This window comes from Bradyrhizobium sp. SZCCHNRI1029 (assembly GCF_032487555.1).
GTDB lineage: Bacteria > Pseudomonadota > Alphaproteobacteria > Rhizobiales > Xanthobacteraceae > Bradyrhizobium.
Map to the genome: position 1 here is coordinate 76557 of NZ_JAUEUK010000005.1, position 25907 is coordinate 102463.

Consider the following 25907-nt stretch of genomic DNA (forward strand, 5'->3'; position numbering starts at 1 on the left):
TGCGTTACGCTCTTCCCAAAGCGGTGGCCTGCTCGACACGTTCGAATCGCTCCAGCGACAGGATCGCGTCGGCGAAGCTCTGTGCCCGGCTGCTCAGCACTGGCCGCGCCAGCGTCAGAAACTTGTCGCTCATCGCCTGCGCAGTCGGGAACGAGGTCGGCTCGCCGGAGGGATCGTCGTGCAGCCGCTCGTGCACGCCATCCGCGGTGGTGATGGTGACGCGCGCGCCGAACGGATGGCTGCGGCCGATCTCCAATTTGTCGTCCTGCACGACGTCGAACTTGTCGGCCAGTGCATTGATCGCGGCGTCGCCAAGGCGCGTGTAGTCGTCCCAGCCGAAGCGGCCCTGGTCGAGCGCAAGCGCGCCGGTGAAGAACATCGAGAACTGGCCGCCGACGATCGAGGTCGGATGGCGCTTGGTGGCGGCATCGCCCGTCAGGGTGATGCCGTTGCGATGCAGGCCGATCTCGACGCGCTTGACCTGGTCCGGCGTCAGATTGTGCTCGCGGCGCAGGGCGATGATGGCGTCGATCGCAGCATGGGTATAGCGGCAGCTCGGATACGGCTTCACGCCGATCTTCATCGTCTCATAGGTGGAGCCGAGCCCTGCGACCGCCTTGTCGTGATGCGGCGTGTCGGTGTAGCCGACGAGGAGGCCGTGCTTGCCCTCGACGGATTCGATCGCGCCGACGAAGTCGTTCTTGGCGAGCGTCGCCGCGATCACGCCGTTCATCGCCGACGCCCCGACCTGATAGCGCTTGTTCCAGGCGCCGTTGACGAGAAACTGCAGCGAGCCCGCGGCCTGGCTGCCGGACACGCCGAAAGCGTAGATCAATTGCTGCTCCGACAGGCCGAACAGCTTGCCGGCGGCGGCCGCCGCGCCATAGGTGCCTGCGGTCGCGGTCGGGTGGAAGCCGCGGGCATAATGCGAGGTCGGATCGAGCGCGTTGCCGAGCCGGCAGCACACCTCGTAACCGGCGACGATCGCGGTCAGCACCTCGCGGCCCGAGGCGCCGACCATCTCGCCGACGGCGAAGGCGGCCGGCACCACCGGCGCGCTCGGGTGCAGCGAGGAATCGGCGTGGGTATCGTCGAAATCGAGCGAATGGCCCATCGTTCCGTTGAGCAGCGCCGCCACCGCCGGCGTCCAGGTTCTGCCGTCGCCGAATACGGTCGCCTCGCCCGCCGCATCGAGCTTCAGCGCCGCCAGCATCTTCACCACCGACGGCGTCGATTCCGCCTCGCGCCGGGCCCGGATGGCGCTGCCGAGGAAGTCGAGCGTCAGCACCTTGGCGCGGTCGAGCACCTCGGGCGGGATATCGTCATATTTCAGCTCCGCGACATAGGCGGCGAGCGTTGCGGTTTCCTGGGCCATCGTGTTTCCTCGCATCGTTGCAATGACCGTAGGCAAGCCGATTCCGCCTTTCAAGCCGGTTCGGCCCGGTGGGGAGCTGCCATGCCGCGATCGCGCTGGTGCTTTTCGAGGTGAGCGACTGATGGTGTCCTTGAAACGGCTGTTCGGCCGGTTGCGCGCCCGCAAGGCGCCGATGTCGCTGGCGGTCCGCGGCACGGTGGCGGCGACGCTTGCCTTCGCGATCGCCACGGCCTTCCACCTGAAGCTGCCGCTGTGGGCGGTGCTGACCTCGCTGATCGTGACGCAAGGCAGCGTCGGGCGCTCGTTGAAGGCAACGCGCGACTACATGTTCGGTACCATCGGCGGTGCGATCTATGGCGGCGCCATCACGGTCTTCATCCCGCATTCGGGCGAGCTGCAACTGCTCGGCATGCTGATCCTGGCGGTGACGCCGCTCGCCTTCATCGCCGCGATCAATCCAAGTCTCAACGCGGCGACGGTGACGGCCGTGATCGTGCTGCTGGTGCCCACGATGGGCCATCTCGATCCGCTGGGATCGGCGATCGACCGTGTGTTCGAGGTCGCGGTCGGCGCGCTGACCGGGCTCGCCGTTTCGTTCATCGTGCTGCCGTCGCGCGCGCATGTGCAGATGCGTAGCGCGGCGGGGCGTCTGCTCGAACTGATCGCAGCCGCCTTCACCGAGCTGCTGGCCGGCCTGTCGCGCGGCCGCGACAACGACGCGCTGCATCGGATCCAGGACGGCATCGGTACCGCGCTCACCGAATTGAATGCGACAGGAGCGGAGGCCGAGCGGGAGCGCTCGGCGCGGCTGTCCTCCGGCGCCGATACCGGCCCGCTGCTGCGGACGATCCTGCGCCTGCGCCACGACGTCGTGATGATCGGCCGTGCCAGCGTAGTGCCGCTGCCATCCGAGCTGCAGGCGCGCTTGTCGGGACCGGTGGCGCGCGTCAGCGATGCCATCGCGAGCTATCTGCGCGGCTGTGCCGCAGCCATCCGCAACGGTTCCGGCCCGCCGGCGATCTGGCCGATCCACGTCGCGGTGAAGGCCTATGCGGAAGAGGTCGCCGCCGTCCGCAGCGACGGTCTCACGCGGGGCCTGCCGGGTGACGCCGCCGAGCGCTTCTTCGCGCTCGGCTTCTCGCTGGAGCAGATGCGCCAGAACCTGATCGATCTCGAGCGCGTCGTCGCCGAATGGGCGGGAGCGTCGACCGGGAAACCGCATCGACCGGAGCGCGACGAGACGCCGGATACAGCGGGGGCCTGATCTCCTCATCGTGACAACCGCAGGAAGCGCAGCACCAGAAGGGCTGCATATATGGCGGTGCCGACCGACAGGCCGATCCAGATCCCGGTCGCGCCGAGCGCGGTGTGGAAGGCGAGTGCATAGGAGGCGGGAAAGCCGATCAGCCAGTAGCCGAGCACGGCGAGCAGCAGCGGGATGCGCGTGTCCTTGATGCCGCGCAGCGCGCCGACCGCGATCGTTTGCAGCGCATCGGTGATGAAGAAGGTCGTGCCGATCAGAAGCAGCATCGCGGCGAGCGCCGCCGTCGCTTCCGCATCGGCGATGCCGGCGCCGAGGAACAGCTGCACGATGTCATAGCGGGCAATGACGATGCCGAGCGTGAACAGCATTGCGAGACCTAGGCCGAGCGACATTGCCATCAGTCCGGCGCGACGGACTCCGGCCGCATCGTTACGTCCGGCGGCGTGGCCGACGCGCACGGTCGCAGCCATGCTGATGCCGAACGGCACCATGAACAGGATCGCCGTGATCTGCAGCGCGATCTGATGCGCGGCGAGAGCGGCCGTGCTGATCAGTCCCATCAGGATCGCCGCCGCCGAGAACAGGCCATATTCGAGCAGGAACGACAGCGAGATCGGCGCGCCGATGATCAGGAGCTGCCGCATCAGCCGCCAGTCGATGCGCCCGAGCCGGGCCAGGACATGATAGTCGCGGAACGGCGGGCGCAACGCGGCGAACCACAGACCGGCAAGAAACGTTCCGAGGTTGACGGTCGAGGTGGCGAGGCCGACGCCGGTCAGGCCGAGCTGCGGAAAACCCCAGTGGCCGTAGAGCAGCGGATAGACCAGCAGCGCGTTGAGCGGGATCGCGGCCAAGGTGATCCAAAGCACCGGCTCGGGGCGGTTGACGGCGCCCATGAAGCTGCGCAGCGCCAGGAACCACAGCATCGGCGCGATCCCCCAGGCGAGACCGGCGAGATAGTCCTGCGCGAGATGCGCCACGTCCGGCGCCTGTCCGAGTGCGAGCAGGATGATCTCGCCGTTCAGCGCGATCAGCATGATCGGCAACGCGATGAACAGCCCGGCCCACAGCCCGACACGCAGCGCGCGCCGGACCAGCCCGGCATCGGCCGCGCCGAACGCCTGCGCGGCGAGCGGCGCCACCGCGGACATCAGACCCATGCCGAAGGTCGAGCCGACGAAGTAGACGGTGCCCGCTAACGCGGCCGCTGCAACGGCATCGCCGCCGAGACGGCCGATGAAGGCGAGATCGGTCGACATCATCGCGATCTGCGACAGCTGCGTCAGCGCCATCGGCGCGGCGAGGCGGACCGTCTCCCAGAGGTCGAGCGCGAGAGAAGGTGTCGGCGCCGCCGGCGGCGGCGCGTGGTCGGTTCCGGCTGTGGAGGTCATGATCGAGGCTATAGCAGTCCCCGCAGTGTCGTGCACATCACGCCGTCGTCGTCATGGGCCGTGCGAGATGCGAGCGTCGCGGCAACATCATCGTTGGAGCTTGGGTTCGCGACGTCGGCCATCGCGGACTGCTCTCGTGCCGAACCAGATCGGATCGGACGGCCACACACGTTCCCGCGACACGGCGTGCCCGGGTGATGCTCGATTTGCTCCCCTCGAACAGGAAGAGGGGCAGGGAAGGCCGGGTGCTTGACCACACCCATGGCCCGCCTGCAAAAGAAGTAGCAGGCGGCAGTCACCACAGGTGGGCCGCACATCCGGCCTTCCCTGCGCCATGGTTGGAACGGCTTATACGTACTCTCCCCGGGGACCGGGCTTGTTTGCCCCCGTCACCTGCAGATCGCTCGCCGGCTTGACCTCAGCATCGGGAGGCCAGGACCATACGATTTCGCCGTATGCGACAGCCCCTTCGTCCACGCGCCAGCCTCAAGAGAACCTGAGTGCGCGTTGTGAGCCGCCGCATCCATCGCATCCCACCCTCAACGGTCCGTGACGATCGCGAAGCGCCCCTCTCATGAGGACGGGACGGGTGCATTGTTTCTGATTTTCGAAATAGAAGCAAGCGAAAAATTCTGAAAACCGGCAAAACGCAACGTGGTGGCTCGGCTGGGCTGCCGCGCGGTTCGATGCGTTCTCCGTCATTGCTTGCGGAGTATTCAATCCGGGGACGGAGAGCCGGCGCGGCAGCGGGTCGAAGACTTGCGCGGAATCAGGCGGCCGTTGCGACCTGCCGGAGCATCGCCTTCACGACGAGGCGGTGAAACGGCTTTATCACGGCGAGATAGACGCGGCCGAGAGCGTTGTGGGTCTGCACCAGAGTGCTCGCTGTTACTTGCGTGGTCGCGCGATGAGAGACCACGTCGACCAGGACACGAAAATCCAGATGCTTGTCGTCGAAGCCGAGCACGATTCGTTGCGGCGTTTCGTCCACGACAGGAAACATCCCGATCAGAGGACGTGGGTTGCCTGGGTCCGCGCCCGAGGTCTTCAGACCGAAGGGTCTGACCAGCAGGTTACGGAGCTTCAGGAGCGCCGCCATCCACCAGGGCGCGTGACCGAGCATGCGCTCGGCCGCCGTGCGGGCATCGATGGCCGGCTCGTCAATCGCGATGCGAAATGCATCAGCGAACTCCGCGCCGGCGAGCCATCTGGTACGGTCGACGTTGGGAGTGATCTCGCTGATGGCCATGTGCAATGAGCCTCACATGTCACGGTTGTTCCCGCGCTGTGCGCGATACGAAGCATCATCGCACACGGATGTCCGCGAAGCCAGCACGCGAATGCCATAGCGCTGCTCGCAATGACGGCGGAGAGATCCTGCGCGAATAGCGCTACCGTCCGCGTTCCGGAACGCGCGTGATCTTGGCGCCCAGCGCATTCAGCCGCTCGTCGATGCGTTCGTAGCCGCGCTCGATCTGGTCGGCATTGTCGATATACGAGGTCCCCTCGGCGCACAGCGCGGCCAGCAGCATGGCCATGCCGGCGCGGATGTCGGGGGAGACGACGCGGGCGCCGCGCAGGCGGCTCGGGCCGGCGACGATGGCGCGGTGCGGGTCGCACAGCACGATGCGCGCGCCCATCGAGATCAGCTTGTCGACGAAGAACATCCGTGACTCGAACATCTTCTCGAACATCAGGATCACGCCCTCGCATTGCGTGGCGGTGACGAGTGCGATCGACATCAGGTCGGCGGGAAAGGCCGGCCAGGGCTGGTCCTCCAGCTTCGGCACGCGGCCGCCGAAATCGTCCTTGATCCGCAGCGTCTGCTCCGAGGGCACGATGAGATCGTCGCCGGCAACCTCGCAGACGATGCCGAGCCGCTCGAAGCCCATGCGGATCGAGCGTAGATGCTCGGTGCCGGCGCGCACGATGCGTAAGGGAGAGCGCGTCACCGCGGCGAGCCCGATCAGCGAGCCGACCTCGATGTGATCGGGCTGGATCGAGTAGCTCGCCTGGCCCAGCGTGCTGGCGCCATGGATCACCATCGTGTTGGTGCCGATGCCCTCGATGTTGGCCCCGAGCGCGACCAGGAAATGGGCGAGATCCTGGACGTGCGGCTCGGAGGCGGCGTTGCGCAAGTAAGTCGTGCCATGCGCGGCCACCGCGGCCACCAACGCGTTCTCGGTCGCGGTGACACTGGGCTCGTCCAGGAAGACGTCGGCGCCCTTGAGGCCGGAGGCGCGCAGCTCGATCCTGTCGGTCGCGGTGACGGTGGCGCCGAGCTGCTCGAAGGCGAGGAAATGGGTGTCGAGCCGGCGGCGGCCGATGACGTCGCCGCCTGGCGGCGGCAGCGCCACTTCGCCGCAGCGGGCGAGCAGGGGCCCTGCCAGCAGGATCGACGCGCGGATGCGCGCGCAGAGGTCCGGATCGAGGTCCGCGGCGCGGATCTCCTTGGCATGGATCGTGAGCCTGTTCCGGCCGCGCCATTCGGCGGAGGCGCCGACCGAGCGCACCAGCTCGACCAGTGTCTCGGTGTCGCGGATGCGCGGCACGTTGTCGAGCGTGACCGGATGCTCGGTCAGCAGTGCGGCGGCGATGATCGGCAGCGCGGCGTTCTTGTTGCCGGACGGCTCGATCGCGCCCTTGAGCCGGTGACCGCCCTCGACGATGTATTGAATGGGCGCCATGCGCGAAAAGTCCGTTCTGAGATGGTGATTCGCCCGGGGACCGGCGAAAGCGGAACATCGATCTTCAACGGAATTAACACGGAAGGCACGGGCAGGCCACTGCTCCGCAGACTCAGGGTGCGCCTGGTCGTCTATCGCGCCAGTGCGAGGTAGACTCGGGCTGGACGTCGCGACTACACGTCCACGTTGGCCGACAGCGAGTTGTCCTGGATGAACTCGCGGCGCGGCTCGACCACGTCGCCCATCAGCTTGGTGAAGATGTCGTCGGCCTCGTCGACCTCCTTGACCTTCACCTGGAGCAGCGTACGGGCCTCAGTGTCGAGCGTGGTCTCCCAGAGCTGTTGCGGGTTCATCTCGCCGAGGCCTTTGTAACGCTGCATGTTGATGCCCTTGCGGCCGGCATCGGTGACCGCCTCGAACAAATCGACCGGGCCATGGATCACGGTCTGGACGTCGCCACGGCGCAAGGCGCCGGGCTTCGCATAGGCCTCTTGCAGGCGGGCCGCATATTCGTCCAGCTTGCGGGCATCGACGGACGCGAGCAATGCGTCGTCGATGACGGCGACGTCCTTGACGCCCCGCACGGTGCGCTCGAAGGTGAAGCCCTGGCCCTCGACGAAGTGGCCGATCCAGCCGCGCTCGACCTCGTCGGCCAGCACGTCGAGCCGCTTTGCGATGTAGGCGGCCGCGGCGTCCGCCGTCGGGATGTCGCGGGTGATGTCCGGGCGCAGCACGCCGGCGATCGCGGCCTGCTCGACGACCTTGCGGTCGTAGCGCGTGTGCAGGTTGCGCAGGATGTTGCGGACGAGACGCGCTTCCTCGACCAGCGCCAGGAGGTCACGCCCCTTGCGCTCCTCGCCTTCCGCCGTCTTGAACACGCAATCGTCGAGGCCGGTGCCGATCAAATAGTCCTCGAGCGCGCGCTCGTCCTTCAAATACTGCTCGGACTTGCCGCGCGTGACTTTGTAGAGCGGCGGCTGGGCGATGTAGAGGTGGCCGCGATCGATGATCTCGCGCATCTGCCGGTAGAAGAAGGTCAGCAGCAGCGTGCGGATGTGGGCGCCGTCGACGTCGGCGTCCGTCATCACGATGATCTTGTGATAGCGCAGCTTGTCGATCGAGAACTCGTCGCTGATGCCGGTGCCGAGCGCGGTGATCAGGGTGCCGATCTGCTCGCTCGACAGCATCTTGTCGGGGCGCACGCGCTCGACATTGAGGATCTTGCCGCGCAGCGGCAGCACCGCCTGGAACTCGCGGTTGCGGCCCTGCTTGGCGCTGCCGCCGGCCGAGTCACCCTCGACGATGAAGAGCTCGGACTTGGCCGGATCCTTCTCCTGGCAGTCGGCGAGCTTGCCGGGCAGCGAGGAGACGCTGAGCGGGCTCTTGCGGGTCAGCTCGCGCGCCTTGCGCGCGGCCTCGCGTGCCGCTGCGGCCTGGATCACCTTGCCGACGATGGTCTTGGCCTCGCCCGGATGCTCCTCGAACCAGGCGGCGAGCGCCTCGTTCAGAACGTTCTCGACCACGGGACGCACTTCCGAGGACACCAGCTTGTCCTTGGTCTGCGACGAGAATTTCGGATCCGGCACCTTCACGGAAAGGACGGCGGTGAGACCCTCGCGACAGTCGTCGCCGGTCAGCGCGATCTTCTCCTTCTTCGCATTGGCCTCGGCGTAGCCGTTGACCTGGCGCGTCAGCGCGCCGCGGAAGCCGGCGAGATGGGTGCCGCCGTCACGCTGCGGGATGTTGTTGGTGAAGCACAGCACGTTCTCATGATAGCTGTCGTTCCACCACAGCGCAGCTTCCACCGTGATGCCGTTGACCTCCGAGCGCACCATGATCGGCGCCGGAACGATCGCCTTCTTGTTGCGGTCGAGATATTTGACGAACTCCTCGACGCCGCCGTCGTAATGCATCTCCTCGCGCTTCTCGACCGCGTGGCGCATGTCGGAGAGCACGATGTTGACGCCGGAATTGAGGAAGGCGAGCTCGCGCAGGCGATGCTCGAGCGTCGCGTAGTCGTATTCGACGTTCTTGAAGGTCTCCGTCGAGGCCAGGAACGTCACCTCGGTGCCGCGCTTGCCCTTGGCCTCGCCGACCACTTTCAGCGGCGCAATCGCGTCGCCATGGGCGAACTCGATGAGATGCTCCTTGTCGTCGCGCCAGACCCGAAGCTGCAGCTTGCTCGACAGCGCGTTGACGACGGAGACGCCGACGCCGTGCAGTCCGCCGGACACCTTGTAGGAGTTCTGGTCGAACTTTCCGCCGGCGTGCAGCTGGGTCATGATGACCTCGGCGGCGGACACGCCTTCGCCCTTGTGAATGTCCACAGGAATGCCGCGGCCGTCGTCGCGCACGGTGACCGAATTGTCCGGATTGAGCACCACCTCGACCGCGGTGGCGTGACCAGCCAGCGCCTCGTCGATCGCGTTGTCGACGACCTCGTAGACCATGTGATGCAGGCCGGAGCCGTCATCGGTGTCGCCGATATACATGCCCGGGCGCTTGCGCACGGCATCCAGGCCCTTCAACACCCGGATCGATTCTGCGCCGTATTCGTTCGCGGTTGCAGGCTCGTTGTCGGCGATGGTTTGCCGGGCGGGTTCGGTCATGTGGGGCCTTCGGAAGGGGTGGTCGAATCGGCATTGCAGATCGCATGCCGAGAGCGCTCTTTCTCTCACGAAAGAAGCCACGCGCCTAGCGCAAAGTGGCCCGTCGTAAGACATTGAAGAGATAGCGCTTTTTAACGGTTTTTCAAGGCCTGGCGAGGGTCGTTTTCGTCCCCTCCGAAAGCCGGATTCAGGCCATTCCCGCGGCTGGTTTTGAGGCGTGCAGCGGGGCGCTTTCGCGTGCGATTCAGGGCACGAGTCACGCGTGACGCGGCAGGTGCCGCCTCAGTAGAGCGGGAGCGGCAGGGCGGTGCCACCCGGGCCAACCATGAGGCCCCAGGCATCGCCGGCGGCGAGCTCCAGCGTGTCGATCACGGCGGGCCGGCGGGCGATCTTCAGCTCGTAGCGGTGCTTGCCTGGCGGCAGGTCGAGCAGCGGGCCCTTGGGCGATTGCGGGCTGCCGGTGCCGGCCGCGATCCTGATCGTCTGCCCGTTGATGGTCAGCACGGCGTCGGTGTCGCCGATATTGCCGAGCATCAGCTTGGCCCGGCCAGGCTTCGGCAGGATGCCGGCCTTGGCCGCCGCTTCTGCATTCCTTTGCACCAGGTTGACCGAGGTCTCGCCTTTGGCGCGCCCGAGCGTGAGCACGGCGGGTCCCTGCGACGAGGTAAAGGTGAGCCGGACCCGATCGGGGCTGGCCTGCGCGTCCTCGGGCTTCTCCCGCCAGCCGAGCCTGGTCAGCTCGGCGCGGTAGAAGGCCGTGACGGCACCGAGCTCGGCCGGGACGCTGGCCTCCAGCTCCAGCCGCAGCGGCGTGTCCATTCCCGGCGCCCTGGACCGCGACAGCGCGGTCGCGCTGTGCTGCTTCGGCACCGGCAGCGCCGAGTCGGGATCGGCCTCGAGCGGCGTCGCGTCCTTGGCCGGTCGGGCCGCGGCCGAAGGCCTGGCGGCGGCGAGCAGGCCGGTGCCGTCGGCCGTGACGTTCACCTTGGGGCCCATCTGCATGATCGTGAACGCCACCGACTTGCCCTTCGCCGAGAACTCCAGGCGCGCCATGGTCGGATTGTCGATCACGGTCGGCGCCTCCTTCCAGCCGGCCGTCTTCAACGTGGAACGGAAGAAGCCGGCGAGTGTCTTCACCGACGAAGCCGACTTGAACGCGAGCTGTCCCCGGTCGCCATCGAAGCTCACGGCCTCGGCGGTCTCGGGCAGCGCGATCGGCGCCGGATTGCCGGCCAGCGGCTTCACGGGCGCATCCGACATGGCGCCGGCCTGCACGGCGCGGCGCGCCTCGTCGGCGGCGATCACCTGCTTGGCCATCGCGGCGGCATCCGCCATGAACCTGTCGTCGGCGTCCTTCTTCGCCTTGGCGCGGGCGGCCAGGGCGGCTTCGGTGGTGCGCATCGATAGCTCGACCATGGTGAGATCGTACTTGCGGGACAGCTTCAAGGTCCCGTTGTCCTCGGGCGCGACGACCTTGAGCGTGACCTCGTCCGGCGTTCCCGGACCGGCCGTCTCGATCCGCCAGCCGCGCGCGGGGATCTGCCGCGTGTAGAAGGCGAGCACGGCCGGCAGCTCGGCGATGACGGCGCCATTGGCCTGGCGGCTCGACGAGGCCGCGCTGCCGAGGCTTTGCGACCACTTGGTCGGCTTCGGCATCGGCAGGCCGGCGTGGTCGTCGCCGGCTTCGAGGGTGGAGGGTAGCGCGAATGGCGCGATCCGGATCTCGACATGGGTCCGGCCGTCGTCGCGCCGGGTCAGCGTCAGCATCACCGGATTCTGCCGGCGATAACCGTCGCCGTCGTCATGGCCGTAGAAGGCGCGCACGCCGCCCGGCGCGGTCTCGCCCAGATCGGCATTGGGCCAGCGCGCGGCGGCCTCGGCCGTCAGCGGCTCCCAGCCGAGGGCGGACATCTCCTTGCGGAACAAGGTCAGCGCCGCATCCAGCGTCATCGGCGCGATGCATGACAGATAAGGCCGCGTCTCGTCGAACACGATGTCAGCAGCGCCATCGGGGAACGGCAAATTGGCGTAGATCCGCTGCGGCGAGTAGGTCACCTCCGACTGCCCGGCGCGGCCGGCGCTGCCTGTGAAGAAGACCAGGAGCCCCTGCTTGTCCTTCTTGTAGCTGAGCGTCGGATTGCGCTCTTCGAGCGGCCTGACATAGCGCACCCAGCCGTCGGCGCCGAGCAACTGCTGCGTGGCGGCATTGGCCGCTGCGACAGGCGCCGGCAGACGATAGATGGCGCGGTAGCGATCGGGATGCGACGTGTCTTCCACCGCACCCTCGAGCCGCGGCAGCGCGTGGACGTCGACGATGGCGTCGTCGGCGCGCGCAGGTCCGGCACAGCTCGCGAGCAGCAACAGCCCGCACGCAAACCGACTCAGCCGCGGCGCGGCGATGGCCTGCTGCCAAAGCTCTGACATCATCGATCTCCGGGATTTCGAGTTCGGGGCGCTTGTGCCCTCGGGCGCTGGAGGAGAGCGGTTGGCGCCGGCGTGCCATCCAACGACAACTAGTCGAGCCGGCGAACTGGTAGGTTCAACGGCGGAATGAGCTACCGCCGCGCGCTGATCCGCCCCGCCTCGACGTCGAAGATCTCGCCGAGCTCGCGTAGTTCGGCAAACGCCGCGGGATCGGCGCCGGTCAGCCATACCTGGGCACCGAGCGTGCCGAGCTCGGCGAACAAAGCGGTGCGGCGGCCGGGATCGAGATGGGCGACGATCTCGTCGAGCAGCAGCATCGGCACGATGCCGGTGGTTTCGGCGACCAAGGTCGCATGCGCAAGGATGAGGCCGATCAGCAGCGCCTTCTGCTCGCCGGTCGACGCGTCGCGCGCCGGCATGCTCTTCGGCGCATAGACGACATGGAGATCGGTGAGATGCGGACCGTCGAGCGTGCGGCCGGCGGCGGCATCGCGCGCGCGATTGTCGCGCAGGACAGCGCGATAACGGTCCTCGACGGCGAGGGCCGGCTCGCTCAGCAGCGCATTCTCCATCCAGCCGTCGAGCGCGATCTCGGCGGACGGGAACGCCGAGGCTTGTCCGCGCTGCCGCAGCATCGCGGCGAGCTTCACCGCGGTCTGGCCGCGGCTCGCGGCGACGGCGACCGCGAGCTCCGCGGTCTCGCGCTCGATCGCGTCACACCAATGATCGTCGAAATTGCGGACCTCGAGCAGCCGGTTGCGCGAGCGCAGCGAGCGCTCCAGCGCCGACACCCGGCTCGAATGCTCGCTGTCGATCGCGAGCACCAGGCGGTCGAAGAAGCGCCGCCGCTCCGAGGCCGCGCCCATGAACAGGCCGTCCATCGAAGGGGTCAGCCACACCATGCGGATGTGATCGCCGAAGGCGGCCGCCGAGCCGACCGGTTCGCGGTCGATGCGGCAGCGGCGTGTTGTGCTCGCATCGCTGCGCGGCGGCTCGATGCCGGTGCCGAAGGTCGTCAGCCCCAGCGCGCCCTCGACCTCCGCCGAGACCGCCCACGACCCGTCGCCCTGGTTGTCGGCGACGTCCTCCAGGGTGGCACGGCGCAGGCCGCGGCCCGGCGCGAAGAACGAGATCGCCTCCAGGCAATTGGTCTTGCCGGCGCCGTTGGCCCCGACCAGCGCGACCATGTCCGCCTGCACGCTGACGCTGGCAGCGCGATAGCTGCGAAAATGCGTCAGCGCGAGACGGTGGATGCGGGAGGGGGTCATGGGGTGGAGTTGCAAGCCCAGTTCTGTCATTGCCGGGCTTGACCCGGCAATCCATCGTCCGCGTCAGCGGACCATTTCATCATAGAGATCGCGCCAGTCCGGATTGTTTGCGACGATCAAGTCGACCTTCCATTCGCGTGACCAGTGCTTGATGTTCTTCTCACGCTGCAATGCTGCGGCGATCGTCTCATGCGCCTCGAAATAGACGAGGCGCTCGATGCCATAGCGGCGCGTAAAGCTCTCGGCGAGACCTTCGCGGTGCTCATAGACGCGCCGGACGAGATCATTGGTCACGCCGACATACAGCGTGCCGCCCGGCTTGCTCGCGAGGATGTAAACCCAGTAGGCCATTTGTAAGGATGGATGGCCGGGTCAAGCCCGGCCATGACGGGTTAAACTCGATCTCGCAGAAGTCTCGCCTCACACCCGCATCGGCATCAGCACGTACAGCGCATTCCTGTTGTCGCGGTCCTGGATCAATGTCGGCGAGCCTGGATCGGCGAGCCGGAGCACGGCGACCTCGCCCTCGATCTGGGCAGCGATGTCGAGCAGATAGCGCGAGTTGAAGCCGATATCGAGCGCGTCGGCGGCGTATTCAACCTCGAGCTCTTCGGTCGCGCTGCCGGAATCCGGATTGGTCACCGACAGCACCAGCTTGCCGGGCGCCAGCGCCAGCTTCACGGCGCGGCCGCGCTCGGAGGAAATGGTGGAGACGCGGTCGACGGCGGCGGCGAAATCGGCCTTGTCGACGACCAGCTCCTTGTCGTTGTTCTGCGGAATGACGCGGCCGTAATCCGGGAAGGTGCCGTCGATCAGCTTCGAAGTCAGCACCACCTGCCCCAAGGTGAAGCGGATCTTGCCCTGCGACAGCTCGATCCTGATCTCGCTGTCATTGTCCTCGATCAGCCGCTGCACCTCGCCGACGGTCTTGCGCGGCACGATCACGCCGGGCATCTCGGCGGCGCCGGCCGGCTGCGGCAGGTCGACCTGGGCGAGGCGGTGACCGTCGGTGGCGACGGCGCGCAAGGTCGGCTGCTTGGCGGTGCCGCCGGCGTGCAGATAGATGCCGTTCAGGTAATAGCGCGTCTCCTCGGTGGAGATCGCGAACTGCGTGCGGTCGATCAGGCTCTTGATGTCCTTGGCGGGAACCCCGAACGCATGCGTCATGTCGCCTGCGGCGAGATCCGGGAAGTCGCTCTCCGGCAGCGTCTGCAAGGTGAACTTGGAGCGGCCGGCGCGGATCGCGAGCACCGCGCGCTCGCCGTCGCTCTCCAGCACGATCTGCGAGCCGTCCGGCAGCTTGCGGACGATGTCGTAGAACATGTGCGCCGGAACTGTGGTCGAGCCCGCGGTGGCGGTCTCGGCAGCCAGGGTTTCCGTCACTTCGAGATCGAGATCGGTCGCGCGCAGCGACAGCCGGGCATTCTCGGCGCGCACCAGCACATTGCCCAGGATCGGGATGGTGTTGCGGCGCTCGACCACACGATGGACGTGGCCCAGCGACTTCAGGAGCTGTGCGCGTTCGACGGTCACCTTCATTGTATTATACCCGCCCGTTCCAACTGAGCTTGTCCTGGAATGCCGGCGGGCTATAGCAGCGCCGCGGCCGATGGCACCTCGCGCCCGAACGGCGCTTGGCCAGCGTCCAGGAGCGTGAGGGGGAGGCGTAAAGTGGCGCGGATGGGGCTCAAGCGCAAGGGATGCGGAGCCGATTTCCCATGTTTCGGCAGGCTCTTCCGTGACCCGGAGGCGGGGGCCGAGCATGACGTCCGAGGACAGCGTCGAACGGCCGGGACAACGGCCCGGCTGGGGGCGAACCTTCTGTCCGCTCCCCTGGCCGTGCGTGCCCTCTAATCCTGCAACTGGCGCTTCAGCGACTCGACTTCGTCGTTCAGCGCGACGTCCTTGCCGACGAGCGCCTCGATCTTGCGCACCGCATGCAGCACGGTGGTGTGGTCGCGCCCGCCGAAGCGGCGGCCGATCTCGGGCAGCGAGCGCAGGGTCAGCGTCTTGGCGAGGTACATCGCGACCTGGCGCGGGCGCACCACGTTGGCGGTGCGGCGCGACGACAGGAGGTCGGAGCGGCTGACGTTGTACTGCCGCGCCACGACGCGCTGGATGTCCTCGATCTTGATGCGCTTCGGTTCCTGCGGCCGCACCAGGTCACGCACCTCGCGCTCGGCCATGTCGAGCGTGACCGGCTGGTTGTTGAGCTTGGAATGCGCCAGCAGGCGGTTGATCGCGCCCTCGAGATCGCGGCCGTTATGGGTGATGGAGCGGGCGAGATAGTCGAGCACCGGCTCCGGCACGTCGAAGCTCGCATGATGGGCGCGGGCCGCCGCGACGCGCGACTTGAGAATGCCGAGGCGCAGATCCTCGCCCAAAGTTGCCATCTCGACGACGAGGCCGCCGGCAAGCCGCGAGCGGACGCGATCATCGAGACTTTCGAGGTCGGACGGCGGCCGGTCGGCTGCGATCACAACCTGACGCCCCGCGTCGATCAGCGCATTCAGCGTATGACAGAACTCCGCCTGGGTGGATTTGCCCTGCAGGAACTGCAGGTCGTCGATCACCAGCACGTCGATGCCGCGCAGCGCCTCCTTGAAGGCCAGCGCCGTCTGCGATTTCAGCGCTGCGACGAAGCCGTACATGAATTTCTCGGCGGTGAGGTACAGCACCTTCCGTTCGCCGCCGGCGTTGCCGGCCCAGGTCACGGCCTGCAGCAGATGCGTCTTGCCCAGCCCGACACCGGCATGGATGTAGAGCGGGTTGAACATCACGGGATCGCCGCGGCGACCGTCGGCGACCTGGCGCGCCGCCGCATGGGCCAGCGTGTTGGCGCGGCCGACGACGAAGCTGGCGAAGGTCAGCCGCGGATCGAGCGGCGAGCCGCCGAGCGCATCATGGCTCGTGGCGAGCGAAGCCGCAGCCGACGCCGTTCGCGCGTCGGCGCTGGTCGCCGGCCTGGCGTCGTTGCGTTCGGCGCGGCGGGCTTCGACGGCGACGGGAGCTTCCTTGACCGGCGCCGCGCAGCGCATCGCGGTGCGAACGGACAGATCGATACGGTGCACCTCCGGCATCTCGGCCTGCCAGCACGACAGCACGCGCTCGGCATAATGCGCCTGGATCCAGCTCTTCAGGAAACGCGTCGGCACCGACAGATGAACGCTTTCGTCCTGGACGGCTTCGAGGTCCATCCGCGCGAACCAGCTCGTATAGACGTCCTCGCCGACGGTCGAGCGCAGCCGACCCTTCACGCGAGACCAGCGTTCCTGTTCCGAATTTGTCATGGCAGTCGCAACTTTTCGAATTGAGTGGTGGTGTCGTGTGATCGCCGGGCAGACGTCCCGTGAAAGGACACGTGTGCCGCAGCGAGACCTCGAGCGGAGGCTCAACTCCAGACATGGCTCGCCGTTCGGCGTGGACGCCGTCGGGCCATCAATGCTGGTGGAAGAAGCTTCTCCGCGAGGTCAGCGCATACTCAGATGCGCGATGGACGCGGGAGGGCCGATCGCCGTGCTGGCAATGGCCGGGCTGGAGATGTCGATCACTTCAGTGTTGACCGCCAAGGGTGCGTTGTCCGGAACCAGCCTATAGTGTGTGCTCGCAATGTGTCCGTAAAACATGCAACCTCCCCGCCCTGCCGTGATTGCTCACGGCAAGTTGTCATCCCAATGCCGCCGCGCCCGAACCCCAAGATTCAGCCGCACCGCCGTACATCCCCGTCCAACTTGTCCACTCGGTGAGCGAAGCCGCCACGAGCTCCAGCCGGGTCGACCGATGTCGTATTTCTCTTGTTCAAAGCGGCGCAACGATGATGCTGCGCCCGAGAAATTTCGACAAAGTTCGATCGTTCCCCATATTGCTATGGGTACAGATCCGGCCATCGCTTTGGAAAGCGTCGCCAACGCGCACACCGCCGCCGATTTGCACGTCCGCCCCGTTTCTAAAACCGCGCTGGTCTCAAGATCGTGGGCGCCGCGAGTGATTAAAGAAATACACGATGCGTCAGGACTCGCAATCCATAAGATCGGAGCACGCGTTACGAGTCTTCGCAGCGGTTGCGACGCGGTGTTGCGCGTTAAGAAAGCAACGTTTTGAATCATCGCGAGGAATCTCGGATGTGACAAACAACATCGTCTGCCCAAAATTTCTTCATAATTTTTTTATGTTTCGACCGGCCTCACCCGCTTTTCCAATCACTTGGTCGCGCTATGCACTTAAGTCATTTTCGAAACGATGTTTTTCGCGATTGCTCGAAGCGGGTAACTCCCGCGATGCGCGGTGCGCAAAGTGAGCGGCGCATCGCGCGCTCTTGACATCGATGCGCAAGCGCGGCGCGCAGATTCGCAGCTGTTTCAGATGAGACAATATTGTCACTGCGTAAAAATACGGAACTTCGTGTAGTTCCGACGGAACATGTGTCAGGCGCGCACGACATCGCGCGGGTTCCACCACGCGCGAAGATCGTATTCGCGATGCGATATCACCATCAAGATGTGACCATCAAATGGAGAAGGCGCGGCGAGCGATGGAGGGATGCGCGACAGCGGAACGCGCAATTGAAGATGGTACAAAAGAAAAGCCCGGCGCGAGCCGGGCTGTTTGCATCTTGATAGTTCGTCAGCCGATCGTCAGCGTCACTTCGCGAGCTTGGCGATCTGATGCGTGAGGCGCGACACTTTGCGGCTCGCGTTGTTCTTGTGAATGATGTTGCGCTGCGCGGCGCGCATCAGCTGCGGCTCGGCATTGGCCATCGCCTTCAGCGCGGCGTCGCGATCGCCCTTCTTGATCGCGTCCTCGACGGAGCGAACCGCGCCGCGCATCTGGGTGCGGCGCGACTTGTTGATGATGGTGCGGCGGGCAATCTTGCGCGTCGCCTTCTTCGCGGAGGTCGTGTTGGCCATGCTCTCAAATATCCTTCGGCGGCGAGCAGTCGCCGCTCTTGCGGGTACGCGCGCGGCCCGCTTGACGCGGCCCCATCGACGCGGTGGGTTGTTCGGACGCCTCTCTGAGAATGCCATGACCGGAGCGGGTGCTCGGCGGATCGGCGCTGCTCAAAGAACAGCGGCGGCGGGATTGCGCCCACCGCCAATGGCGACCTTATAGGGGCAGCCCTGCCGAGCGTCAACGGTCTCGGAGCGCCCGCGGCGGCCGGAATCGACCAAAACCCGGTTCTAAGCCCCTGACGAGGTTGAATTTCTGCGGGGCCCCCGCTATGGCCTTGCTGCCCGCAAGGGCGAGCGAGAGAGGGCAGGTGAGGCATGATCCGCGGTTTTTTCCGTCTGGTAGGGCTGTTGCTGCTGGCCGGAAGCTTCATCTTCCTGGTCTATGACGGCGCGCGCTGGGTGGCCGACCAGACCCTGCAGTTCACCCGTTTCGGCCAGCTCTGGAACGACGTCCACCAGGCGAGCCAGGCCGCCTTCAAGGCCTGGATCGAGGCCAAGGCCCCGTTCCTGTGGGAGTGGATCGTCAAGGTATTTTTGGATCAGCCAGTGTTTGCGGTGCTTGGCCTGCTCGGAATCCTGCTGATGCTGCTGTTCCGGCCGCGCAAGCCGCTGATCGGCTACGGGCGCGACTGAGCGCGGCGGTTCGTCTCGTCGCGCCGGCAGCGGTCTTGGATTCCGCCGGCAGCGCGGCGCGGGAACCGCTGGCGCGGCGTAACAGCGCTACTGCCGGACCCGTAGAGCCCTATATATTCCCCTGACAAGAGGTCATCGCGCCGTGGGCCGTCCCGCGGGCGCTGGCCATGAGCGGAGACATCCCATGTTCTTCATGCGCAAAGCCCCTGTCATGCCGTCTGCCGCCGAGGCGCTGCCCGGCCGCGCCCAGCCGATCCCCACCGCCGCGACGCATTTCGTCAACGGTCGCCGCCTGTTGCCGCCCTATCCGGACGGCCTCGAGCAGGCCGTGTTCGGGCTCGGCTGCTTCTGGGGCGCGGAGCGTAAGTTCTGGCAGCTCGGTGACGGCATCCACGTCACCGCCGTCGGCTATGCCGGAGGCCATACGCCGAACCCGACCTACGAGGAGGTGTGCTCGGGGCAGACGGCGCACACGGAGGTCGTGCTGGTGGTGTTCGATCCCAAGATCATGTCCTACGAGCGCCTCCTGAAGACGTTCTGGGAGAGCCACGACCCGACCCAGGGCATGCGTCAGGGCAACGACGTCGGCACGCAATATCGCTCGGCGATCTACACGTTCAGCGACGCGCAGCGCGAGGCGGCCGAGGCGTCGAAGACGGCCTACGAGTCGGCGCTGCGCGCCAAGGGGCTCGGAGCGATTACGACGGAGATCGTCCCGGCAGGGCCGTTCTATTTCGCCGAGGATTATCATCAGCAGTACCTGGCCAAGAATCCGGCCGGATATTGCGGCCTGGGCGGAACGGGCGTCGCGTGCCCGATCGGAGTCGGCGTGAGCGCATAGGCAGGCTGAGCGCGCCCGATCACGGTGAACATCGGATCCCTCTCCCACGCCGTGGGAGGGGGATTTTTTCGGGCGGCTTTGACCGTCGCCCGCTTGCGACGGGGACTACACGCGCCAACGGTTTGTTAACCTTAACCGCGCATGACTAGCGCACATCCTCATTCAAGGATTGTTCGAGTGCGCGCGTTGTTTGTTCCGGTCATTGCCGTCCTGTCCGCGATCCTGTTGTCGGGCTGCATGCAGACGATCTCCCCCGTCGCTGCCGTCCAGCCGCAGAGCGATCTCGACGCTATGGCCTATGGAACGCCTTCCACCGGCCCGGTTGCCGCCACCGGGCAGGGCGGGGCGATCCCGGCGCTGCGCAACTCGTTCGCTGCCGCCACCGGCGCAGGCGCCTATGTCGTTCCCGCCGGCTATGCGCCGGCGCGCCGCGACTCCGCCTATCATCTCGACGCCGGCGACAAGCTGCGCGTCGTCGTCTACGGCCAGGAGGGCCTGACCAACACCTATGCGATCGATGCGTCCGGATCGATCACGATGCCGCTGATCGGCAGCGTGCCGGCGCGCGGCCGCACCACCGCCGGCCTCGCTGCCGAGATCACCGCCAAGCTGCGCAACGGCTACATCCGCGAGCCCTCGGTGGCCGTCGAGATCGAAGCCTATCGCCCGTTCTTCATCCTCGGCGAGGTGCAGGCGCCCGGCCAATACCCCTACGTACCCAACATGACGGTGGAGAGCGCGATCGCGATCGCCGGCGGCTTCTCGCCTCGGGCGCGGCGCGACGTCGTCACCCTGACCCACACCGATGCTTCCGGGGCCGCGCGCTACGAGGTGCCGCTCGGCACCTCGCTCAAGCCGGGCGACACCATCCAGGTCGGCGAGCGCTGGTTCTGATCTCCGCACGAGTGATTGCGGCTCAACGCCTACCTGAGCACCTGCGTCGACCTGACGCTGAGTGACGCGAGGCTCCTCGCAATGACGGTGGTTGGACGTTCAGTGCAGGTGCTGCGCAAGGAACGCCAGGCTGCGCGTCCAGGCGAGATCGGCGCTCGGCTGGTCGTAGCTGGCGCGCTCGTCGCAACCGAAGCCGTGCTGTGCGCCGGGATAGACGAAGATCTCGACGTCCGGCCGCTTGGCCTTGATGGCCTCGACGTCGCGCAAGGGGATGCCCGCGTCCTTCTCGCCGAAATGTAGCTGGGTCGGCACCGTCGGCTTGTCGTCGGCGAACCGCGCGACAGCGCCGCCGTAATAGCCGACGGCAGCGCGGAGGCCCGACAGCTTGGTCGCAGCCGCATAGGCGATGCTGCCGCCGAGGCAGAAACCGATGATGCCGACCGGCCCGACATTCTTCACGCCGTCGATTGCGGCCTGGGTGTCGCGCAAAAAGGCCGCCCAATCCGGATTGGCGACGAACTTGCGCGCGACCGCGATCTCGTCTGGCGAATAGCCTGAGGTGAAGCCGGGTTCGACGCGGTCGAAGATCGCCGGCGCGATGGCAACGTAACCCGCGGCGGCGAGGCGGTCGCAGACGTTGCGGATGTGATGGTTGACACCGAAGATCTCCTGGATGACGACCAGCGCGCCCTTTGCACTTCCCGTCGGATCGGCGCGATAGGCGCCGAGCTGGAAGCCGTCGGATGCCGTCAGCTTGATATCTTGTCCCACGTTCTGTCCTCTTGCGGTCGTCAGGCGCGCGTCAGCGCCACATCCAGTTGGTGCCGTAGTCCTCTTTCCAGCCGGTCAGCCGTCCCCTGCGGAACTTCAGGTAGAGGCGGTGATGGTGCGGGACCAGTCCGCTGCCGCCGAGATTACGCAGTGCCAGAAAGGTCTCGTTGCCGGGCGCGCCGTTCAGATAGATCAACGGCTGCTCCAGCACGCGCGATGTCTCACCGACATCCATGCCGAAGGCAAGCGGCGTGACGTTGGATAACGTCGCTGTGAAAGGCGCGTCGGCGACGCCGAGCGACTGCCCTGCCGCAGCAGGGCTTACGGCCGACAGGCTCGGCAGCATGGCCGCAGCCAGGCACAGCGTCATACGTACGGATGGTCTCATGGGCTGAAATCTCCTTTCGCTGTCGGCGTTGGCTGCACCTTCTTAACCTGCCCGGCGTCACCAGCCCAGCATCGTTCGCGCTGCACAACGCAAATGCCATTTCATGTGGCAGGCCGGCGTTCAAATCCCGTTGCGTCGCCGTCGCAACGGGATCATTCTTATGATGGCTGGCATCTATCCGGTGGGTCCCAGCGAATCGATAAAACCGAACTTCGCCGTAAGCGAAGTCGCACGCCGGGCGGGGAAGAAACCAAATGCCCAATCTCACCATCAACGGGCGGACCATGTCCGTCGACGCGGCGCACGACACGCCGCTGCTATGGGTCATCCGCGAGCAGTTGCAGATGACCGGCACCAAGTTCGGCTGCGGCGCCGGGCTGTGCGGCGCCTGCACCGTGCATGTCAACGGCGAGGCCGTGCGCTCGTGCCAGACCATGGTCGGCGACGTCGCGAACAAGAAGATCACGACCATCGAGGGGCTGTCGCAGAAGGGCGATCATCCCTTGCAGAAGGCGTGGATCGCCGAGCAGGTGCCGCAATGCGGCTACTGCCAGTCCGGCCAGATCATGCAGGCGGCCACGCTGCTCGCCAAGACCACGAGCCCGACCAAGGAGGAGATCGTCGCGCATATGGACGGCAATCTCTGCCGCTGCATGACCTATTCGCGGATTCAGAAGGCGATCCAGCGCGCCGCGTCCGAAATGCGCACCGCGTCCAACTCGAGCGACCGGAGAGCGACATGAACCAGCACGTCAAAACCAATTCCTCGGTCGCGACCGATCTCAGCCGCCGCTCCTTCCTGGTCGGCACCGCCGCCACCGGCCTCGTGCTCGGCTATGCCGGCCTCGCCGACAGCGCACTGGCGGCCGCGGCGCCGGCCAATTTCGAACCCAGCGTCTGGTATGCGATCGCGCCGGATGGCCTGGTCACCGTGACCTGCGGCAAGGCCGACATGGGCCAGCACATTGCGTCCACCATGGCGCAGATCGTCTGCGAGGAGCTCGGCGCGGCCTGGAAGGACATGCGGGTCCAGCTCGCCTCCAACGATCCGAAGTTCAACGATCCCGTGCTCGGCGCCCAGATCACGGGCGGCAGCTGGAGCACGATGATGAACTTCGATGCCATGAGCCGCGCCGGCGCCGCGGGCCGCATCGCGCTCACCGAAGCCGCTGCGACCGCGATGGGCGTGCCGGCCAACGAACTCGTGGTGCGCGACGGCGTCGTGATGCATCCGAAGTCCAAGAAGCAGATGAGCTACGCCGAGATCGTCAGGAGCGGCAAGATCACCAAGAGCTTCACGCCTGACGAATTGAAGGCGCTGACGCTGAAGACGCCCGATCAGTACACGATGATCGGCGTCTCGGTGCCGCAGCTCGACATTCCCTCCAAGACCAACGGCACGGCGAAATATGGCATCGATACGATGCTGCCGGGCATGGTCTACGGCAAGGTCGTCACGCCGCCGGTGCGCTTCGGCGCGACGGTCACGGCGGTCGACGACTCCGATGCCAAGAAGGTGCCGGGCTTCATCAAGGCGGTGACGCTCGACGACAAGACCGGCTCGACCTCGGGCTGGGTGGTGGCGGTCGCCAACACCTATGCCAACGCCAGGAAGGCGGCGGACGCGCTCAAGATCAGCTATGACAAAGGCCCCTATGCCAATGTCAGCACCGACACCATCATCACCGAGGCGATGCGGCTGCAGGCGCAGGACGATGCCGGGCAGTTCTTCGTCAAGGACGGCGATCCCGTTGCAGCGATGTCGGGCGCGGCCAAGGTGCTGGAGGCGGAGTACACCACCAGCATCAACATCCATGCGCCGCTGGAGCCGATGAACGCGACCGCCGAGTTCAAGGGTGACATCCTGCACATCTACACCGGCAATCAGTTCGCGACCCGTTCCGGCGCGATCGCGGCGGCTGCGGCCGGGATCGATCCGAAATACGTCGTGATGCACCAGGCCTGGCTCGGCGGCGGCTTCGGCCGCAGGCTCGATGCCGACATGATGGTGCCGGCGGTGCAGGCGGCCAAGGCGGTCGGCAAGCCGGTCAAGGTGATCTACTCGCGCGAGAACGACATGACGATGGACTACTCGCGGCCGCTCACCTACCAGAAGGTCAAGGCCGGGCTCGACAGCAACGGCAAGCTGATCGCGCTCAGCCATGACGTCGTCTCGGCCTGGCCGACGGCGCGCTGGGGCATCCCGGACTTCCTGTCGCCCTCGGTCGACAAGAAGGGCCCGCTCGACTCGTTCACGGTCAATGGCGCCGACTTCTTCTACACCGTGCCCAATCATCATGTGCGCGCGATCAAGAACGAACTCGCGCATAATGCGACGCCATCGGGACAACTCCGTTCGGTGGCGCCGGGTTGGACGTTCTGGGCGGTCGAGAGCATGATCGACGAGATCGCGGTGGCCTCGGGGCAGGACCCGGCGCAGTTCCGCATTGCGCTGCTCGACGGCAAGGGCAAGAACGACGGCGGCGCGCAGCGATTGCGCAACACGCTGCTGGCAGCGATGGGCCTGTCCGGCTACGGCGCCAGGAAGCTCCCGCAAGGCGAAGGCATGGGCGTCTCCTGCGTTTCATCGCAGGAGCGTGCCACGGCGAGCTGGACGGCGTGCGTCGCCCATGTCGCGGTTGCGCCCACGGGCGCGGTCACGGTGAAGAAGCTCACCGTGGCGACCGATGTCGGCACCCAGGTGCATCCCGACAACATCCGCGCCCAGGTCGAGGGCGCGGCGCTGTGGGGGCTGTCGCTGGCGATGTACGAAAAGGCGACGCTGAAGGACGGCGGCATCGAGCAGACCAACTTCGACAGCTACACGCCGCTGCGGATGAGCCAGGTGCCGGAGGTCGCGATCGCCGTGATCGCCAATGGCGAGAAGGCGACCGGCGTCGGCGAGCCCGCGGTGACCGTGGTCGCGCCGGCGCTCGGCAACGCCATCTACAACGCCTGTGGCGCGCGGTTGCGCTCGCTGCCGATCACCGCCGCAGCGGTCAAGGCCGCGATGAAGGCCTAGCGTCGTCGCGAGACCATTCCTGTATCTGGGAACCGCCGGAGCTCGTCTCCGGCGGGTCTTTTTTGCGCTGCGGTCAGGTTCTCGCGCGGCACGATTTGAATGATCCTCTTAACGTCTCGCTCACCTGAAACGATACAGCTTGAATGATCGGCTTAAGCCGCGACGAACCCGTATCCCGGTAACTTGCATGGGCAGCAAACCGCAGGGGGCGAGCACGTATGAGCGCGACAGCCAAGCAGACCGTGACCCAGACCGCGAACAGGCGCCATCTCCTGCTCGCGTCGGATCGCGGTGACCAGAGCAGCGAGCTGGCGCGCATCCTGCGCTCGGTCGGCGACGTCGACATGATGCCGACCACCGAAATCCCCGAGAACCCCGGCAACCGCTTCTCCGGCGTCATCGTCGACATCAACCTGCGTTCGCCCGAGAGCGTGCAGCGGGTGCGCAAGAAGCTGTCGTCACGCGCCTATAGCGACGTGCCGCGGCTGTTCGTGCTCGCGGAGGCGCTGCACCACGCCACCATGCAGGCATGGGCGCTCGGCGCCACCGATACCATCGCGCGGCCGTTCAGCCCGGCCGACGTGCTGCAGCGCATCCGCTCGGCGCTTCCCGCCGACGACGGCTATGACGAGACCGATCGCGGCAAGCTGCTCAATCGCGGCGTCGAGGCCGCGCAGGCCATCATGGTCAAGATCTTCGAGAAGCTGCCCACCGGCGCGCATCTGACGATGGAGGACATCGTCGCGGCCGAGAACAAGATCCTGAAGGCGATCAAGCACTCCTCGCTGCGCGAATGGATGACCGTGGTCGGCTGTCATCACAACGACACCTATCGGCATTGCCTGTTCGTGACCGGCCTTGCGGTCGGCTTCTCGATTCATCTGGGCATGCGCGACGACGACCAGCGCCGGCTGGTCCGCGCGGCGCTGCTGCACGACGTCGGCAAGGCGTTCATCCCGGTCGCGATCCTCGACAAGCAGGGCAAGCTGACGGCGGAAGAGATCGCGCTGCTTCGCCAGCATCCGCGCCGCGGCTACGAGGCGCTGTGGCGGCAGGGCGGCTTCCCGCCGGAGATGCTCGACGTCATCCTGCATCACCACGAATTCCTCGACGGCTCCGGCTATCCCGACGCGCTGCACAACGAGCAGATCAGCGACATCGTGCGCCTCACCACGATCGTGGACATCTACGCCGCGCTGATCGAGCACCGCGCCTATCGGCCGGCCTTCACCCATGCGCGCGCGTTCCAGATCATGGAGAACATGGGCCCGAAGCTCGACCAGCAGCTGCTACAGGCGTTCCGCCCGGTCGCGATGGGCGCGCATTGACGCGATCGCCTGAGAGCGCATCCATCGCCCGAGGGTAGCCGCTCGACGCAAGTGCATCTCGGC

General features: G+C 66.4%; 21 protein-coding genes. 8 read left to right on the plus strand and 13 right to left on the minus strand.

Going from position 1 to position 25907, the window contains the following annotated elements; genetic code table 11:
• Positions 1-4: 4 nt before the first annotated feature.
• Positions 5-1375: an MmgE/PrpD family protein gene (locus QW861_RS15475; RefSeq protein ID WP_315751808.1), complete on the minus strand. Its 1371-nt coding sequence runs from the start codon at positions 1373-1375 to the stop codon at positions 5-7.
• Positions 1376-1496: 121 nt separating this feature from the next.
• Between QW861_RS15475 and QW861_RS15480 the strand changes: the two genes are divergently transcribed.
• The gene (locus tag QW861_RS15480) at positions 1497-2639 is read left to right on the plus strand and encodes an FUSC family protein (protein ID WP_315751809.1); all 1143 of its coding nucleotides are present in this window, start codon (positions 1497-1499) and stop codon (positions 2637-2639) included.
• A gap of 5 nt (positions 2640-2644) precedes the next feature.
• Here QW861_RS15480 and QW861_RS15485 read toward each other — a convergent pair whose 3' ends face one another.
• The 9 genes from QW861_RS15485 to dnaA all read right to left on the minus strand — a co-directional run bounded on the left by QW861_RS15485 (position 2645) and on the right by dnaA (position 16308).
• Positions 2645-4030: an MATE family efflux transporter gene (locus tag QW861_RS15485; protein ID WP_315751810.1), complete on the minus strand. Its 1386-nt coding sequence runs from the start codon at positions 4028-4030 to the stop codon at positions 2645-2647.
• 769 nt (positions 4031-4799) lie between these two features.
• Positions 4800-5279 (minus strand): DUF2867 domain-containing protein, encoded by a 480-nt coding sequence (locus QW861_RS15490; protein WP_315751811.1) that lies wholly within the window; start codon positions 5277-5279, stop codon positions 4800-4802.
• A 142-nt stretch (positions 5280-5421) separates the two neighbouring features.
• Positions 5422-6717 carry a UDP-N-acetylglucosamine 1-carboxyvinyltransferase gene (gene murA / locus QW861_RS15495; RefSeq protein WP_315751812.1) on the minus strand — a complete coding sequence of 432 codons (1296 nt, stop codon included), beginning with the start codon at positions 6715-6717 and terminating at the stop codon, positions 5422-5424.
• A 173-nt stretch (positions 6718-6890) separates the two neighbouring features.
• Entirely contained in the window at positions 6891-9326 is a 2436-nt protein-coding gene (gene gyrB, locus QW861_RS15500) for a DNA topoisomerase (ATP-hydrolyzing) subunit B (protein ID WP_315751813.1), read from the minus strand.
• Between the two features lie 282 nt (positions 9327-9608).
• Positions 9609-11750: a hypothetical protein gene (locus tag QW861_RS15505; RefSeq protein WP_315751814.1), complete on the minus strand. Its 2142-nt coding sequence runs from the start codon at positions 11748-11750 to the stop codon at positions 9609-9611.
• Between the two features lie 131 nt (positions 11751-11881).
• Complete coding sequence (gene recF / locus QW861_RS15510; RefSeq protein ID WP_315751815.1) at positions 11882-13018, minus strand: DNA replication/repair protein RecF; 1137 nt, start codon at positions 13016-13018, stop codon at positions 11882-11884.
• Between the two features lie 63 nt (positions 13019-13081).
• Positions 13082-13369: a GIY-YIG nuclease family protein gene (locus QW861_RS15515; protein WP_315751816.1), complete on the minus strand. Its 288-nt coding sequence runs from the start codon at positions 13367-13369 to the stop codon at positions 13082-13084.
• Between the two features lie 69 nt (positions 13370-13438).
• On the minus strand, positions 13439-14557 hold the full coding sequence (gene dnaN / locus QW861_RS15520) for a DNA polymerase III subunit beta (protein ID WP_315751817.1): 1119 nt from the start codon (positions 14555-14557) through the stop codon (positions 13439-13441).
• Positions 14558-14868: 311 nt separating this feature from the next.
• The gene (gene dnaA, locus QW861_RS15525) at positions 14869-16308 is read right to left on the minus strand and encodes a chromosomal replication initiator protein DnaA (protein ID WP_315715023.1); all 1440 of its coding nucleotides are present in this window, start codon (positions 16306-16308) and stop codon (positions 14869-14871) included.
• Between the two features lie 490 nt (positions 16309-16798).
• Here dnaA and QW861_RS15530 point away from each other — a divergent pair, with 490 nt between their 5' ends.
• Positions 16799-17119 (plus strand): hypothetical protein, encoded by a 321-nt coding sequence (locus QW861_RS15530; RefSeq protein ID WP_315715025.1) that lies wholly within the window; start codon positions 16799-16801, stop codon positions 17117-17119.
• A gap of 539 nt (positions 17120-17658) precedes the next feature.
• Here QW861_RS15530 and rpsT read toward each other — a convergent pair.
• Positions 17659-17925, minus strand: coding sequence for a 30S ribosomal protein S20 (gene rpsT / locus QW861_RS15535; RefSeq protein ID WP_315715026.1), 267 nt, complete (start codon positions 17923-17925; stop codon positions 17659-17661).
• A gap of 357 nt (positions 17926-18282) precedes the next feature.
• Between rpsT and QW861_RS15540 the strand changes: the two genes are divergently transcribed.
• The 3 genes from QW861_RS15540 (at position 18283) to QW861_RS15550 (ending at position 20335) form a co-directional block, all read left to right on the plus strand.
• Positions 18283-18600 carry a hypothetical protein gene (locus QW861_RS15540; RefSeq protein WP_315715027.1) on the plus strand — a complete coding sequence of 106 codons (318 nt, stop codon included), beginning with the start codon at positions 18283-18285 and terminating at the stop codon, positions 18598-18600.
• A 184-nt stretch (positions 18601-18784) separates the two neighbouring features.
• A complete protein-coding gene (msrA, locus tag QW861_RS15545; RefSeq protein WP_315751818.1) occupies positions 18785-19441 on the plus strand; it encodes a peptide-methionine (S)-S-oxide reductase MsrA in 657 nt (218 codons plus the stop codon).
• Between the two features lie 177 nt (positions 19442-19618).
• Complete coding sequence (locus QW861_RS15550) at positions 19619-20335, plus strand: polysaccharide biosynthesis/export family protein (RefSeq protein ID WP_315715029.1); 717 nt, start codon at positions 19619-19621, stop codon at positions 20333-20335.
• A gap of 99 nt (positions 20336-20434) precedes the next feature.
• On the opposite strand, the gene QW861_RS15555 is transcribed toward QW861_RS15550, so the two are convergent.
• Together QW861_RS15555 and QW861_RS15560 are read right to left on the minus strand one after the other, a co-directional pair.
• A complete protein-coding gene (locus QW861_RS15555) occupies positions 20435-21106 on the minus strand; it encodes a dienelactone hydrolase family protein (protein WP_315751819.1) in 672 nt (223 codons plus the stop codon).
• Positions 21107-21137: 31 nt separating this feature from the next.
• Positions 21138-21452: a hypothetical protein gene (locus QW861_RS15560; RefSeq protein ID WP_409998654.1), complete on the minus strand. Its 315-nt coding sequence runs from the start codon at positions 21450-21452 to the stop codon at positions 21138-21140.
• A 296-nt stretch (positions 21453-21748) separates the two neighbouring features.
• Here QW861_RS15560 and QW861_RS15565 point away from each other — a divergent pair, with 296 nt between their 5' ends.
• The 3 genes from QW861_RS15565 to QW861_RS15575 all read left to right on the plus strand — a co-directional run bounded on the left by QW861_RS15565 (position 21749) and on the right by QW861_RS15575 (position 25844).
• A complete protein-coding gene (locus QW861_RS15565) occupies positions 21749-22237 on the plus strand; it encodes a (2Fe-2S)-binding protein (protein WP_315715032.1) in 489 nt (162 codons plus the stop codon).
• On the plus strand, positions 22234-24516 hold the full coding sequence (locus tag QW861_RS15570; protein WP_315751821.1) for a xanthine dehydrogenase family protein molybdopterin-binding subunit: 2283 nt from the start codon (positions 22234-22236) through the stop codon (positions 24514-24516). The genes QW861_RS15565 and QW861_RS15570 overlap by 4 nt, the downstream gene beginning before the upstream one ends.
• 218 nt (positions 24517-24734) lie before the next feature.
• Positions 24735-25844 (plus strand): HD-GYP domain-containing protein, encoded by a 1110-nt coding sequence (locus QW861_RS15575; protein WP_315715034.1) that lies wholly within the window; start codon positions 24735-24737, stop codon positions 25842-25844.
• Positions 25845-25907: the final 63 nt, after the last annotated feature.

What these genes read in the sequence shown, in the direction of transcription:
- QW861_RS15475 (WP_315751808.1), bottom strand. Translation starts at nt 1,375, where the DNA reads ATGGCCCAGGAAACCGCAACGCTCGCCGCCTATGTCGCGGAGCTGAAA.
- QW861_RS15480 (WP_315751809.1), top strand. Translation starts at nt 1,497, where the DNA reads ATGGTGTCCTTGAAACGGCTGTTCGGCCGGTTGCGCGCCCGCAAGGCG.
- QW861_RS15485 (WP_315751810.1), bottom strand. Translation starts at nt 4,030, where the DNA reads ATGACCTCCACAGCCGGAACCGACCACGCGCCGCCGCCGGCGGCGCCG.
- QW861_RS15490 (WP_315751811.1), bottom strand. Translation starts at nt 5,279, where the DNA reads ATGGCCATCAGCGAGATCACTCCCAACGTCGACCGTACCAGATGGCTC.
- murA (WP_315751812.1), bottom strand. Translation starts at nt 6,717, where the DNA reads ATGGCGCCCATTCAATACATCGTCGAGGGCGGTCACCGGCTCAAGGGC.
- gyrB (WP_315751813.1), bottom strand. Translation starts at nt 9,326, where the DNA reads ATGACCGAACCCGCCCGGCAAACCATCGCCGACAACGAGCCTGCAACC.
- QW861_RS15505 (WP_315751814.1), bottom strand. Translation starts at nt 11,750, where the DNA reads ATGTCAGAGCTTTGGCAGCAGGCCATCGCCGCGCCGCGGCTGAGTCGG.
- recF (WP_315751815.1), bottom strand. Translation starts at nt 13,018, where the DNA reads ATGACCCCCTCCCGCATCCACCGTCTCGCGCTGACGCATTTTCGCAGC.
- QW861_RS15515 (WP_315751816.1), bottom strand. Translation starts at nt 13,369, where the DNA reads ATGGCCTACTGGGTTTACATCCTCGCGAGCAAGCCGGGCGGCACGCTG.
- dnaN (WP_315751817.1), bottom strand. Translation starts at nt 14,557, where the DNA reads ATGAAGGTGACCGTCGAACGCGCACAGCTCCTGAAGTCGCTGGGCCAC.
- dnaA (WP_315715023.1), bottom strand. Translation starts at nt 16,308, where the DNA reads ATGACAAATTCGGAACAGGAACGCTGGTCTCGCGTGAAGGGTCGGCTG.
- QW861_RS15530 (WP_315715025.1), top strand. Translation starts at nt 16,799, where the DNA reads ATGTCGTATTTCTCTTGTTCAAAGCGGCGCAACGATGATGCTGCGCCC.
- rpsT (WP_315715026.1), bottom strand. Translation starts at nt 17,925, where the DNA reads ATGGCCAACACGACCTCCGCGAAGAAGGCGACGCGCAAGATTGCCCGC.
- QW861_RS15540 (WP_315715027.1), top strand. Translation starts at nt 18,283, where the DNA reads ATGATCCGCGGTTTTTTCCGTCTGGTAGGGCTGTTGCTGCTGGCCGGA.
- msrA (WP_315751818.1), top strand. Translation starts at nt 18,785, where the DNA reads ATGTTCTTCATGCGCAAAGCCCCTGTCATGCCGTCTGCCGCCGAGGCG.
- QW861_RS15560 (WP_409998654.1), bottom strand. Translation starts at nt 21,452, where the DNA reads ATGCTGCCGAGCCTGTCGGCCGTAAGCCCTGCTGCGGCAGGGCAGTCG.
- QW861_RS15565 (WP_315715032.1), top strand. Translation starts at nt 21,749, where the DNA reads ATGCCCAATCTCACCATCAACGGGCGGACCATGTCCGTCGACGCGGCG.
- QW861_RS15570 (WP_315751821.1), top strand. Translation starts at nt 22,234, where the DNA reads ATGAACCAGCACGTCAAAACCAATTCCTCGGTCGCGACCGATCTCAGC.
- QW861_RS15575 (WP_315715034.1), top strand. Translation starts at nt 24,735, where the DNA reads ATGAGCGCGACAGCCAAGCAGACCGTGACCCAGACCGCGAACAGGCGC.